This window comes from Paenibacillus sp. PK3_47 (assembly GCF_023520895.1).
Lineage (GTDB): Bacteria > Bacillota > Bacilli > Paenibacillales > Paenibacillaceae > Paenibacillus_AQ.
Genome location: NZ_CP026029.1, coordinates 5281359 through 5295368 on the forward strand (window position 1 = coordinate 5281359; position 14010 = coordinate 5295368).

11 protein-coding genes are annotated in these 14010 nt (G+C 49.0%); 3 read left to right on the forward strand and 8 right to left on the reverse strand.

Going from position 1 to position 14010, the window contains the following annotated elements; translation table 11 throughout:
* The first annotated feature begins 75 nt into the window (after positions 1-75).
* Positions 76-1032 (forward strand): divergent polysaccharide deacetylase family protein, encoded by a 957-nt coding sequence (locus C2I18_RS22885; protein ID WP_249898026.1) that lies wholly within the window; start codon positions 76-78, stop codon positions 1030-1032.
* Here C2I18_RS22885 and C2I18_RS22890 read toward each other — a convergent pair.
* Positions 1019-1795 (reverse strand): N-acetylmuramoyl-L-alanine amidase, encoded by a 777-nt coding sequence (locus C2I18_RS22890; protein WP_249898027.1) that lies wholly within the window; start codon positions 1793-1795, stop codon positions 1019-1021. The two genes, C2I18_RS22885 and C2I18_RS22890, sit on opposite strands and share 14 nt — an antisense overlap.
* A 161-nt stretch (positions 1796-1956) precedes the next feature.
* Here C2I18_RS22890 and C2I18_RS22895 point away from each other — a divergent pair, with 161 nt between their 5' ends.
* Positions 1957-2148 carry a YqzE family protein gene (locus C2I18_RS22895; RefSeq protein WP_249898028.1) on the forward strand — a complete coding sequence of 64 codons (192 nt, stop codon included), beginning with the start codon at positions 1957-1959 and terminating at the stop codon, positions 2146-2148.
* Positions 2149-2225: 77 nt separating this feature from the next.
* On the opposite strand, the gene C2I18_RS22900 is transcribed toward C2I18_RS22895, so the two are convergent.
* From C2I18_RS22900 to C2I18_RS22910, 3 genes are all read right to left on the reverse strand, one after another.
* Positions 2226-3302, reverse strand: coding sequence for a hypothetical protein (locus C2I18_RS22900; protein ID WP_249898029.1), 1077 nt, complete (start codon positions 3300-3302; stop codon positions 2226-2228).
* 154 nt (positions 3303-3456) lie between these two features.
* Entirely contained in the window at positions 3457-4527 is a 1071-nt protein-coding gene (locus C2I18_RS22905; protein ID WP_249898030.1) for a YqhG family protein, read from the reverse strand.
* Positions 4524-6269: a DEAD/DEAH box helicase gene (locus C2I18_RS22910; protein WP_249898031.1), complete on the reverse strand. Its 1746-nt coding sequence runs from the start codon at positions 6267-6269 to the stop codon at positions 4524-4526. The genes C2I18_RS22905 and C2I18_RS22910 overlap by 4 nt, the downstream gene beginning before the upstream one ends.
* Before the next feature lie 350 nt (positions 6270-6619).
* On the opposite strand from C2I18_RS22910, the gene C2I18_RS22915 reads away from it, so the two are divergent.
* A complete protein-coding gene (locus tag C2I18_RS22915; RefSeq protein ID WP_249902213.1) occupies positions 6620-10324 on the forward strand; it encodes an LAGLIDADG family homing endonuclease in 3705 nt (1234 codons plus the stop codon).
* Between the two features lie 412 nt (positions 10325-10736).
* On the opposite strand, the gene C2I18_RS22920 is transcribed toward C2I18_RS22915, so the two are convergent.
* The 4 genes from C2I18_RS22920 to C2I18_RS22935 are packed head-to-tail and all read right to left on the reverse strand — an operon-like array spanning position 10737 to position 13704.
* Positions 10737-11294, reverse strand: a complete 558-nt coding sequence (locus C2I18_RS22920; protein ID WP_249898032.1) for a GNAT family N-acetyltransferase — start codon at positions 11292-11294, stop codon at positions 10737-10739.
* A gap of 39 nt (positions 11295-11333) precedes the next feature.
* Positions 11334-12083, reverse strand: coding sequence for an MFS transporter (locus tag C2I18_RS22925; protein ID WP_249898033.1), 750 nt, complete (start codon positions 12081-12083; stop codon positions 11334-11336).
* 41 nt (positions 12084-12124) lie between these two features.
* Complete coding sequence (locus C2I18_RS22930) at positions 12125-12586, reverse strand: MarR family winged helix-turn-helix transcriptional regulator (RefSeq protein ID WP_249898034.1); 462 nt, start codon at positions 12584-12586, stop codon at positions 12125-12127.
* Between the two features lie 11 nt (positions 12587-12597).
* Entirely contained in the window at positions 12598-13704 is a 1107-nt protein-coding gene (locus C2I18_RS22935) for an acyltransferase family protein (protein ID WP_249898035.1), read from the reverse strand.
* Positions 13705-14010: the final 306 nt, after the last annotated feature.

Below are 14010 nucleotides of genomic sequence, written 5' to 3' on the forward strand. Positions count from 1 at the left end.
ACTGCCCTACATATTAAGCCTCCAGGTTTCAAACAATGAGAACACTCACTGAAGAAGCCGAAGGAGGCGTTAGAAATGAAGCCTGTTTTAAAACGTTTGAAGAAAGGCCGTTATTTCGTTCAATGTAAATCCCTGTGTTTTGCAACCTTTATGGTAATTTTGGTAACTGTACTGATATCTGCGGGACCGAATGCTGCAGAAGCAAAGACTGTGTTATCCCCGGAGAATTACGGCGGCCAACTAAATTTGTCCGTATCTGTACCATCGGAAACTGACTCCTCAGCCGGCGCATCAGGAGTCACCGCAGATAACGGGAAGGCTCCCGCCCGCAGCCGGGTGGCCATTATTGTCGACGACTTCGGCAACAATATGCGGGGCACGGAGGAAATGTTCGCACTGCCGGTCAAGATTACCGCTGCCGTAATGCCGTTCATGCCAACGACTGAGAAGGACGCCCGGCGCGCTCATGAGCTTGGCTTTGATGTGCTGGTACATTTGCCGATGGAGCCGCGCCAGGGCAAGCCGGAATGGCTGGGGCCGGGTGCCGTTCTGACAAATATGAGCGATGCCGAGGTGCGGCAGAAGGTGGAGGCTGCACTCGATAATGTTCCATATGCCGTCGGCATCAATAATCATATGGGCTCCAAAGTGACCGGAGATGAACGGGTTATGGGCATTGTCCTTGCAGTCTGCAAGGAACGCGGGTTGTTTTTTGTCGACAGCCATACCAATTACCGTTCCGTTGCCGGCAGAATGGCCAGAGAGATAGGACTACCGCCGGTAGAAAATCACATTTTTCTTGATGATGTCCATAGTTCAAGCCATGTCATCAAGCAGCTGCAGCTGGTCAGGGAACGGGCGCTTGACCAGCGTTACTGCATCACCATTGGTCATGTAGGCATCCAAGGCAAAGAAACCGCAGCGGGTATCCGCAGCGGTATCGCCCGTATGAAGGATAAAGTTGAATTTGTCGGCATCTCTGAGCTGGTCCGGGACGAATGGAAATGGAAGGCGCAGCTTACACTTCCATAAGATAAGCAGCAATGCCGTTAGCTATAGCTTCAGCGATCTCCTCTTGGCCTTTCGGAGTACACAGCTTATCGCGGTCAGCAGGACTGCTGATAAAACCCGCCTCAACGATCACCGTTGTGGCGGTTATTTTATTTAACAGATAGAAAGGTTTGCCGGCCCGGGGTCCTGTCTGCACATTATACAGCTTATTGAGCTGGTCCTGGATCGACCGCGCCAGCAGAAAGCTGCGGCCTTCCTGGCGGTACAGCACCAGCGGCCCGTGCTTCGCGGGGGAAGGCGCCCAGTTGATATGGATGCTGACCACTACATTTGCCGGCAGGGTCTCTGCCAGCTCCTTGCGCTGAGCCAGATCCCGAAGGTGGCGGGATTTGCTGCGCAGCCAGCGGTTTTCGTCACTGGGCGCATAATCGCCGGTCCGGTTCAGGATGGCATCGAATCCGTCACTGCGCAGAAGCAGGAACAAGCGGCGGGAAATGGCCAGGGTGATGTCTTTTTCCAGAATATCGCCATGCGAGGTTCCGCCGTCAATACCTCCGTGGCCGGCATCTATCAGGATCATCCGCTGATCATGCCCCAGCATCTGCTGGCGGTGCTCTTCAACTTCGGCCTGTACAGGTGAAGGCGGAGTCCATGCTTCTGCGGCCTCTGCAGCTCCTGAATTTTGTACGAGCAGCCAGACGGAAACAAGGACAATAATGACCCGGCGCAAAATTGCAGTGGATAGCATAAAGTTGTGTTTTTTCAGATTAGACGGATTTGGCAAATGAACAACCTCCTGTTACGGAATAAACTGATTCTTAATGGGTACTTTGTTAGATTGTGCCGTAACAGGCAAAGCTATACGAAAACACGGGTCTCCGGTTTAGATACAGAGGATATGGAGACACTAGGAATAGATTAATAAAGGATACAGGAGGTGCCGTAATGGCTTCCAGCGGTGATGAATTGGTCAAATATATTACGGAAAAAGTAGTGGTGTACATGGAGGATCCCCGTGCCAGCAGGGAGCGCCGGAAGGCTGAAAAGCAGCCGTGGGCGGAAAAGTGGTTCGGTATGCTGCCGCTAGGCCTGTCGATTTGGCGGAGTAAGTGGAGACATACTGATGACAACAAGTAAGAGCTGTTCACAGCGCAAATAACCTTCCCGGATGACGGACGCTAAAGCGGCGTACTGCCCGGGAAGGTTATTTATATTTAATGCGGTGAATTTGAAATATCCGGTGCAGCGCCTAATTTATCAGGTCCCGTCAGTGTAACCGGATGCAGCGTACCGCTCTGCTGAAGGAATGACAGCGGTAAGTACCGTTTGCCGCCAGGTCCGGAGGCGGCATACACAACTGCAGAGCTGCTGGTTGCGATCTTGCCTGCGGCAGGCAGCGTCCAGCGCTGAAAGCCGGTAATCATAAAAGGTGCGCCCAGGGAATCGTTACGTCCTGCCGACTGGAAGGCGACACTTCCATATTGGCCGAGCAGTGCTGCTGAGAAGCTGTCGCCGCTGAGATCCTTGAGCTTAGGGTTTGCCAGCCACTGCAGATCTGCATAGGGATCATCCTGTCCTTTGCCCTTGAATGCTTGAAGGGGGGACAAGCCATTAATGAGACTGGAAACTGTGTCTGTTCCTCGTACAGTTAACTTGAGTACCGCTTCCGTCTTACTGGTACTCCAAGGCAGCACTTCCGGAACCGAGGCGTTAATGTACAAGGTCTCATCATCAAGCACCAGCTGCCACAGGGGCAGAAGCGGAGCATAGAATGCGGTCAGTTCCATTGGACCTGAATAAGCTGAAGGTATAAGTTCTTCCTGCACCAGATACTGGCGCAGTTCAGCAAGGCTGTAAGGTAATCCTGAGGTTCCGGCACCATACTCGCTAAGAACATAACCGCTGCCCTGCTGTGCAGCGGTTATGATGAGATATCCGATGCGCTGCTTATTGTCCATGACATTGACCAGCCAGCTATGTGTCCCCGGACCCAGTGGGTAATACTCTGTTCCGGCGTTCTTCCAATCCTTGAACGGTGCATTAGCAGACAGCTTGCTGATCGTGAGACTTACAAAATCCTGCAAGGAGGCAGGAGAAGGGAGTGACTTCATGGCCAGCGCGGACAGCTTGTCATGAGAGACCGCTTGTGTGACAGTGACCCGGCTGTCCGTGGCTGCATGTACGGATGGAAAAGCAGGGCCGGTCCATAAAACGGCCACTCCCAGGCACAAAAGGAGGAGAAGCCGGATCTTCCGGCCGGAGGCCGCCTTCTGCCTTGTCTTTATTTTCATGTCATTGTTCACCTTTCTGGTTCTATTCGGCTTGCAGTATGACCCTACAGCTAATTGTAGAGGACAAGCCTTAAAAAGGCTGTTGCATGCTGTCGCGCCGGAAAGCGGATATTCGGCGCTTTTTTTGCCTGGTTATGGCGAGCGGGCTCACATTCTATGTGCTGCGCAGATGAAACAGGCCGTAGGTAATGGCGGATACTGCGATCTGCGGTTCATACTGCCAGGCTGTTTCCTTGCGGCGGCGGTTATACTGCTCTTCGATGGCAAGCTTTTTCTCTTCATCCGGTTCCTTCAGCAGCTCTTCATAGTAGATGTCTACAATGCTCAGCTCAAGGGCCAGCCGCTCCCTGGCTTCCTCGGCCCAGCTGTAATCCAGTCCCGCCAGCTGTGAGGTCAAATAAGCTTCAAGCCGGTCCGCACCGGTTTTGACACTCATTTCATAGGGCTGAATATGAATGTTTTCCGGCAGGCGCGGAGTCAGCTCCAGCGCATCCAGCCTCTCGCCAAAGTCCGGCAGAATTCTCCCGCTCGTTAAGGAGATACCGATGAAATGCAGCTCTTCACGCTTCAGATCACAGGTCATTTCCACTTTATAGCATACGCCGAGCCACGGCTCATAGGCAGCCGAGAACAAGGTCGTCCGCTGTCTCTCCCCGGGGTTCTCAAAAAGCTGCAGACACTTGCCCTCGTCCCGGGCTGCGGACCAGATCTGGCGCAGCCGCTTGCTGCCGTAGATGACATCCTCCCGCCGGATCATGCCCGGACCAATCCGGGGCAGGGCCGGAACGATGCCGAAATAACGGGCGAGGATGCCATCCTGGGCATTGCCTGCGCCGCCGGCAGGCGCCGCTCCCTTAGGCGGCTGTGCACCTGCGGGTGCATTAGCAGCCATGTCGGCCCCGGCTTCCACAGCCGAGGCGCCGGTTCCGGACGGCAAATTACCTGCAGCAGGCTGATTTACGCCGACAGCCCGTGCCGCAGGGGGCTGGGCGGCGAGGCTGTCGTATTTTTCCGGATCAAATACAAAGGTGAAGGACAGTGTCTCCGGCGGTGCGCCAGTACGCTCGACGAACCCCCAATAATAAGGGCGGTCGGTAAGCATCCGGTCAGCACGGGGGGAGAGTTTCACCGTCACATGAAGCGGGGAGGATTCGATAATGGAGCATTCCGTAGTTTCCAGATAATCCATGACCTGCTGGCGCACCTGCTGTGGCGTGAGCGTCATAATGTGGCCTCGCTTCCATTGCGGATATCGTTCGTCATCTCTGTAAGCGATTCGCCGATCTGATCCAGCTCCCGGCGCAGTTCCTCATCACTTTTGGATTCGAGCATGATTTTGTACAGGCTTTTTTCCAGAGATTCCTTCTTCTCGAACCGCTCAAGGATAACATCCAGCCCGCCGATAACCATCTCGAACATGTTGATCTTTTCGTGCAGCAGATGCAGAATATGCTCTTCAATGGTGCCTTCGGTAGAGAGGTTATAGATGACGACATCATTCTGCTGGCCCAGCCGGTGGACCCGGCCGATCCGCTGCTCGACCCGCATAGGGTTCCAAGGCAGATCAAAATTGATCATATGATGGCAAAATTGCAGGTTGATGCCTTCACCGCCGGCTTCAGTGGCGATCATCACCTGGGCCCGTCCGCGGAACAGGTCCATCATCCAGTCTTTTTTGCCCCGGTTCATCCCGCCGGAATAGGTGACGCACATCAGCCCGTGATCACGGAAATACTGCAGCAGATATTCCTGGGTGGCGCGGTATTCGGTGAATACGATGACCTTTTCATTCATTCCGCGGATCAGCTCGATTGCTTTTTCCGCTTTGGTATTTGTTTTTACAGATCTTAGGCTCTGCAGCAGTCCCATCATCCGGTCGCGTTTTGGGGAATCTGCCGGCAGCTTTTTGATCAAGTTTACGAGCGTAATGAACACCGCATCCCGGCTGCTGCATACTTCACGCTGCAAGGTTACGAGAGAGAGCATGCTGCTGAGATTGCCGCCGGATTCCTGATACTGGTCTTTGACAAAAGCGGTCACGCCGTCGTACAGCTCTTTTTCCTCGGCAGAGAGGGTCAGCGGAATATTGCGAACTTTGCGTTTGGTAAAATTGACAGGTCCTTCTCCGCGCCGGTTGCGGATCATAACCTTCGAGAGCTCGCCTCTGAGCTGGACCTCATTCTTCGCCTGGCGTTTATCGACAACGAAATTGGCTGCAAAATCCCCCTGATTGCCGAGCTGTCCCGGCTTCAGCAGTGTAATCAGGTTGAACAGCTCGCTGAGGTCATTCTGCACAGGGGTGGCGGTGAGCAGGAGGCAGTATTTTTTGCGCAGCTGCTGTACGAACTGGTAGTTGGTCGATTTCTTGTTCTTCAGCTTATGGGCTTCGTCGATGATCAGCATGTCGAATTCGCTGCCCTGGAGCAGTTCCTTATGCGGATCTCGTTTGGCTGTGTCCAGTGAAGCGACGACGATATCGTTATTCCAGGAATACGCTTTTTTCTGCGCAACAGCACTGATGCCGAATTTGGTATTCAGCTCCCGGACCCACTGCAGGACAAGCGAAGCAGGCACCAGGATCAGCACCTTCGTTACCAGACCGCGCACAAGATATTCCTTGAGGATCAGCCCGGCTTCAATGGTTTTGCCAAGTCCTACTTCATCAGCGAGAATGGCCCGGCCAGACATCTCAAACAATACTTTATGCGCCGTATCCAGCTGATGGGGAAGCGGGGACAGCCCGGACAGATGCTTCATGCACTGCAGCTCGTCAAAGCTGGTAACAAGTCCGGATTCCTCTCCCTGTACGGCCAGACGGGATAAACGCCAGTCGCCCCAGGGGCCGCCTTTGTCCAGCCTGGACTCCAGATCGTGCAGCCAGTTACGCTCAAAAGATAGAGGAACGGGCAGAAGCGGGGCAGTCTCACCGGCTTGCTGCGGCAAGGAATTGCGGGATAAATGCGTCATGTTGCAGTCTCCTCCGTCGCTGTTTCATATCGGTATACGTAGAAGTAGTATGTGCGTAAAAGAGAGAATTCATAACCTTGCAGCCGTGCAGATAAATTCTATAATTTGAAAAAAAGCGAGCAATACAGAGAAAAAGCGCCATGTCCGGTGATTTTTCCGCATGAAGCTACTATTTTCGAAAAAGACCTGTTATACAATATGTGGTATAGTTTAGAGGCTTGAGTACACTATATATTGTTACAAAAGCTTGAATTTCCGATTGTCCTGTTCATTTGCTGGTTGGTTGTTATTGACAAAGGTGACGGAGGCTTTACATATCATGCAGCCGGGAGGTTTTAGTATTGGGTACTATGGAACGCAAGCAGCGGCTTGAAGGCCTGAGTGAGAAAATATTTCTGGACCGTTATGCCTGGAAAGATGCGGATACGAACAATGCCAAGGTAGGCGATGTGGTGCTGGTGCTTACGAAGGATGATCCGAAGTTTCCCACCAAGGAGGTCGGCGAGATTGTAGAGCGCAGCGGCCGGACCGTTACCGTGAAGACACGCAGCGGAGAGCTTGTACAATCAGATGTGGAGAAATTGACGCTTAACATAGAAAAAACACCTGAAGAGATGTGGGACCGGCTGGCGTCAGCCATGGCTTCTGTCGAGAAGACGCCTGAGCTTCAGGAAGAATGGACGGGCAGGTTCCGCTCGATTCTCGATGACTGGAAGCTTGTCCCGGGCGGACGGATCGCAGCCGGCGCAGGGGCAAGTGATGAGCTGACCCTGTTCAACTGCTATGTGATTCCTTCGCCAAAAGACAGCCGCGGCGGCATTATGCAGACGCTCTCCGAGATGACCGAAATTATGGCCCGCGGCGGCGGCGTGGGGATCAATCTGTCCTCCCTGCGTCCGCGCCGGGCGATCGTCAGAGGGGTGAACGGATCGTCGAGCGGTTCGGTATCCTGGGGCGGATTGTTCAGCTACACCACCGGACTTATTGAGCAGGGCGGCAGCCGCCGCGGGGCACTGATGCTGATGATCAACGACTGGCATCCGGATGTGCTCGATTTTATTACCGTGAAGCAGACGATGGGCCAAGTGACGAACGCCAATCTCTCGGTATGTGTCAGCAACGGCTTTATGAAGGCGGTAAAAGAAGATCTCGAGTGGGAGCTTGTCTTCCCGGATACGGCAGATCCTGAATATGATGAGCTGTGGGACGGGGATCTCGATAAATGGAAAGCGGGCGGACACGCCGTTATTCCTTACCGTACCGTCAGAGCGCGGGATGTATGGCATACCATTATTGAATCGGCCTGGAAGTCGGCTGAGCCGGGTGTCGTGTTCATGGAATACTATAACCAGATGTCCAACAGCTGGTATTTTAATCCGATCATTTGTACGAATCCTTGTTTTCATCCGGACACCCGGATTGCCACGGAGTATGGACTTCTTACGATTGAAGAATTGTATAAAAAGACCGCCGGTGAATCGTTCCTGGTTGGAACGGATTTAAGATTAGTCGAACAGGCCCAAGTGGTCGGCGGGAGAAGCTATGACATTCCGGGGCTGCAGATGAGAAGAGCCACGGTATTTCCGACCGGTACGAGAGAGACCCTGAAGATTTCTTTGCAGAACGGTGTGGAACTGTCTGTAACGCCTGAGCATCGTTTGTTTACCGGCTCCGGATGGAAAGAAGCCCGTGCTTTAACTGGTGAGGACCGTGTATATCTGCAGTCCGGTGAAGGCGGCTTTGCGGCTGAAGACACACTTGGTGAGGAATGGGGCTTGTTCCTGGGATGGCTGACTGGCGACGGCTGGATTAGCAGACGCGGTGAGATCGGCATGGTATTTGGTGAAGCGGACAGCGAAGCCATTCCAACACTGATGGCTGCTGCAGAGCGAATTACAGGCGTGACTGCCAAAGCGTTTGACCGGAGCAACGGAACCAAACAAGCTTATTGGTGGCGTAAAGCGTTCCGTGAGCAGCTAGAAGGGCTCGGAGTCAAGGCGGTTAGAGCCGTTGAAAAAGAAGTGCCGGCAGCTCTATATACTGCTTCGCGCACGACGGTTATAGCTTTCCTCCAGGGGCTATTCTCCGCAGATGGAACGGTATATGAACAGGATGAGATGCACCGCACGGTCAGGCTGACCTCAGCATCGAAGAAACTGCTTCAAGGCGTGCAGCTGCTGCTTCTGAATTTCGGGATCAACAGTTCGATTTACAATCTGGACAACGGTTTCTACGAGCTGATCTTAAGCGGGAACAATATTGTGGAGTTCAAAGAAAAGATCGGATTCAAGCTGATTCCCAGAAAGCAGGAGGCCCTCGAAAGAATCGCCAGACCCTCGCGCAAATCAGAAAAGTTTATGTCCAAAGTCGTCGGGGTTGAACCCGGTGATGTGGTAACGGTATACGATATTACCGAGCCTGTTACGCACTCGCTGATCGCAGGCGGGGTTGTAGCCCACAACTGCGGGGAACAAGGACTTCCCGGCTGGGGCGTATGCAACCTGTCGGCGGTCAATCTGTCCAAGTTCTACGATGCTGAAAACCATGATGTGGATTGGGCAGAACTGGCCAGAACGACGCGTTATTCCGTCCGTTTCCTGGATAATGTTATCGACAAGACACCTTATCATTTTGCCGAAAATGAAGCTAACCAGAAGCTGGAGCGCCGCGTTGGCCTCGGCACCATGGGGCTGGCTGAGCTGATGATCAAGCTGAACATCCGTTACGGCAGCCCGGAATCGCTGGAGTTCCTGGACAAGCTGTACGGGTTCATGGCCCGCGAAGCTTATCTGGCCTCGGCGGAGATTGCCGGAGAGAAGGGTTCTTTCAAGGCTTTCGATCCAGAGAAATATCTGCAAAGCGGATTTATGCAAAATATTACCTGGGTCTACCCGGAAGTCGGTGAAGCCATCCGCAGACAGGGCATGCGCAACGTTACTGTAATTACCCAAGCCCCTACAGGGAGCACAGGAACAATGGTTGGCACTTCGACCGGTATTGAGCCGTATTTTGCCTTCAAATATTTCCGGCAGAGCCGTCTCGGCTATGATGAGCAGTTCGTGCCGATTGCCCAGGAATGGCTGAATGACCATCCAGGCGAAGAGCTTCCGGATTACTTCGTAACTGCGATGGATCTGTCGGCCAAGGACCATATCCGTGCGCAGGCAGCGATTCAGCGCTGGGTGGACAGCTCAATCTCCAAGACGGCGAACTGCCCGTCCGACTTCACCGTCGAAGAGACAGCCGAGCTGTATGAAATGGCTTTTGATCTGGGCTGCAAAGGCGTAACCATCTACCGTGACGGCAGCCGTGACGTGCAGGTTCTCGAAACCTCAAAGAAGGAAGACAAAAAGGACGCACCATTAACCGAAAAAGCAGCAGTTGTAGAAGAAAAGGCTCCCGCCCCTGCTGTAACCACAGCTGCAGCAGTAACTCCTGCACCGCAGGCCAATGTAGTAGATAAACAGTACAAAAAACGCCCGCAGGTGCTGCGCGGTGCTACCTACAAGATCAACACGCCATTCGGCATGGCGTATATCACCATCAACGACCTGGACGGCATTCCCGGCGAGATCTTCCTGAATGTCGGCAAAGCCGGCTCCGACGTCTTCGCCATGGCGGAAGCGCTGGGCCGTGTCTGCTCGCTGTTCCTGCGCTACGGCGACCACGGCGAGAAGGTCGAGCTGCTGATCAAGCATCTCAAGGGCATCGGCGGCTCCGGCGCCATCGGCTTCGGCGCGAACCGCGTCGAGTCCATCGCCGACGCTGTAGCCAAAGCCTTGGAATCCCATGTGCACAGTAACGCTCATGATGATCATGTTGCCGCACCGATCGCGGCCACCCTTGCGCTGGAGGACTTCAACGAAGCGCTGAACACAGAATTGAAAGTCAGCCTTCCGGCTGCAGCTCCAGCCGGTGCCGGAGACGGCGGGCATGGCGTGCACAGCCACTCTGCAGCTTCGCGGGATCTCTGCCCTTCCTGCGGTAGCGCATCGCTGATTAATGTAGAAGGGTGTAAAACTTGCGGGAATTGCGGGTATTCGCGGTGCGGGTAGGAAGAAGCAGGTGGTTCTGTTTTAATGAGCAAGAATATACAATTTATGTATAATTATTCAATGAGAGCCGATTCGGCATCTTAAATTAAGGAGTCAACAATTAATATTTAATATCTTGTGAACTCCAATAGTTAGGTGGAGTATAGTTAAATATTGTGGAGTGGTTAAAAAAGACAATAGATGGATTCTAACGTTAAAAAAGTTTAGTGGAAGGATCGCAAAAAGTCTAGGAAGGCCGCGGTAGCTGCTTCTTATTCATTGAACTAAAGGGATTGTTTAAGATCAATAGCGGAGAACCGTGAGGAGGAGATAGGTAAGGCCCGATTAGCTTGTTATGAGGCTAATACGGGCCGATTAATGAACGGGACAAGTAATCAACCAGTTATTTTATTTACTCCATAGTAAACTTCCTTCAGATACTCACAGGTAGAAATTTGGGTTTATAGAACAAATAAACTACAGTTCCCATAAACTTTCTATACATGCTGGAAAGCTCCTCAACCTTGATATCATTTCCATTGATCAAAACCTCATATGAATCCCCATATTCCGCAATCATATATGTGGTGCTTTTATATCCGTTGTACGAATAAAACTGTTTTCGCTTAAGCCTTTGCTCATAGTTGCTTGCAGTTACATCAACAGCTTCTATATTAAGTATGATTCGGTTAGTTGGATATAGAACTTTGATTTTAGACAATGCCATGCTACCATAGCCTTTTGACCTGACTTCGAGGTTTATAGCCAAATATAATACATAAGTCATATCCTGATTAGAGATCAGATAGGCAAAACCAACAAAAATATCATTGTCATAAAAAGCAATAAAATCTATAAAGTCTTTATTAGACTTTCGCAATAAAAGCCACATAGGAATTCTTTCTTTTTCAGGAAATGAGCTGTTATATAGGTGGTTAATCTTAACTAGATCTGGTGAATCTTTCATTATTGTCTCAACTTTAAGATTCATAACAAGTTCCTCCTTTTTATGTGACAATATTTCTAATCATCAGCAGCAGACATGATGCTGTGCAGCATCGCTGCGCTGAAAACGGAGTCTGAACGATAAAATTGCACTTAGTCTGATTAGAACAGCAGCTAATCCATAAGCTCCGAACAGGGCAAAACTCTTCACGATGATTCCGGAAATGGAGGTTCCCACCAGAGTACCTACCATCATGAGTGGTACCATGACTCCGTTTGTTCTTCCAATGTAATCTTGATGTACTTCTTTAATCATCAGTGCACTAAATACAATTTGAAAGAAAGCGAATGCTATGCCCGATTCAATTCTTAATCCTGCAGTAAGCAGCGGCCATAGCACAGTTAGAACACCTCTGCGGTGTCGATGAACCCATTTGGAAATCGTTGCAGCCAGGATTCCTTCAATCAGCATTCCAACCCCTTCTGATGAAGCAAACCATTGTACGCTTTCTTTAGGTAAATGAAGCCAATCAGTCGTTATAAATACATCTAAAGGCTGTGTTATACCAGCCGCTAATCCTACTAACAGATACATACCGGCGATGATTCGTAAGTTATGTTGACCTTTCACATATTGAAATTCCGATTGTATATCTTTTATGACAGATTGCTTAATTGGTACTTGCTCTCTCGAAGAGGCTGGTAATAGAAACTGTAGAAGAACCGCAATTGAAAAAATGACAAATAGTAGAAGGAGGGCATGCTTCAATCCAATAATAAGGAAACCGATATACTGCAGATTTCCTAAAAGAAGATTGACTACAGCCCTCCCCATAATAAAACCTCAAAGTACTTTTACAACTTTACTGGCTGCTGCTATTCAATGTCATTGATCAATTTGGTCATATCAGTACGGAAACTCTCCTCGTATGTGCTTAACATGTTAATGAAAAGTTCTCTTTCTTCATAACTAAGTAACAGGATTGATTTCTCTTCAATTTCCCAAAGTGAACCGATAATTTTATCAGCATACTCTTTACCACTCGTACTCAACTCAATCTGTTTATTGCGTCGGTCTGATGGGATTTCTTTTAACTTCACATACCCTTGTTCCAAAAAAGATTTAATAATCATATTTACACTCTGTTTTGGAAAATAACTTAGTTCTGAAATTAACTTTTGTGTACATTCTTTCGGAGTCTCATAAATAATCTCCAACACAATCAGACTCATATATGTCAGCCCTGATTTCTTAGCGTATTCTTCATATATTTTGTCAATGGACTTCCATTTTTCTGAAAGTATTTCTGTTTGAGCTTTAAGTGTTCTTCTACCCATTTAGCACCTCGTCAATATTCAGATTTATACCTTGCGAATTTCGGCTTTAACACCTTAATGTACCACTCTGCTAACTTGTCGGATACTATTAACAGTATAAATGCACATGCTGCGACCTGCCAGAACGAAAAATTGTCGATACCAAATCCCCAATAGAGCAGGACTACAAACCAGGGTAGCAATGACCAATGAATACAATAAACAGTATTAATGTTTCTACTCATTCGCATGAAAGGTTTAAAATCGTAATTAGAGAATTTCTTTAGTAAAGCATAGTTAAACCCGAAAATACCTATTGCAAGCATAACAACAAAGAAAACATCGACTATGCCAAGAAAATAATAAGAACTATCCGGAGCATACATTCCAATGCCAAAATGGAGTGCAGTAAATAAATATGTCAAACCAATAATGCCGCAAACTGGAGAGACAATGGAGTAAAATGTTTGTTTATCCTTACACTTCTGAAAATAAACCCCCATAATATTGCCTACAATCAAAAAAATGATCCAGTTAAAAAATGGGAAGTAGGTATCTGAATTAGTTGCCCAGAAATACCCCAAAAACAAATCAGCGATGTCATTATCAGTAGACAGCCAACGTAAACTCATTCCGATTAGTGAAGTTCCTATACCAATTAAAAAGACTGTTGTTGATTTCAAATTTAATTTTTTTACAAGCGCCATAAAGAGAAAAGCCAAACCGGCAAACTGTAATATATCGACACCAAAAAAAGCAGTTAATAACCCTAGAGCAATTTCATTTTCATTGGTGGAAAAAGAAACAAGAGATAGTGGCAAAACATAGCGAATCAGATTTAAGACATACCCGATTCCTAGCAAAGTAACTCCACGTCTGAGTAGATCCTTAGGAGTGTTTCTTCTTGAATAATTTATTCCAATTCCCATACAAATCATAAATATAGGTGCTGCAAAGGGACCGCCTAATATATTCTTAACTAGACTTGCCATAAACCCATCATTGTTACTAAGAAGTCCTTCCTGCATATGTACCCACACCATAAAAATTATTGCGAACCCTTTAGCCAAATCCAGTTCTAATTGCCGACCAGTGTTTAATTTCTCATACGAAAAGCAGTTTTTTAACTTGTTAATCATAAGTATTACTCCCTTCAAACTTTTGAATATTAGTCCAATAACATTATAGTAAATAAAATGGACTATTTATTTGAGTATACTTGATAACAGCTTCTGATTCAATACCCTTATATATTGAAAAAGGTATTTAATCGAGACGGTAGGGTAGGAATGATGATCAGAGGCAAGGTAACAATGAGCTATTTGTCTTATGATCCAATGAGCAAAGAAATCACAAATCTCAGGTCTTTCGGGTGTAAATAATCCTGAGGAGTCAAAAATATGTAGAAGATTAGGGATTATGGGATATCTGAAAGGAAAAAGTTC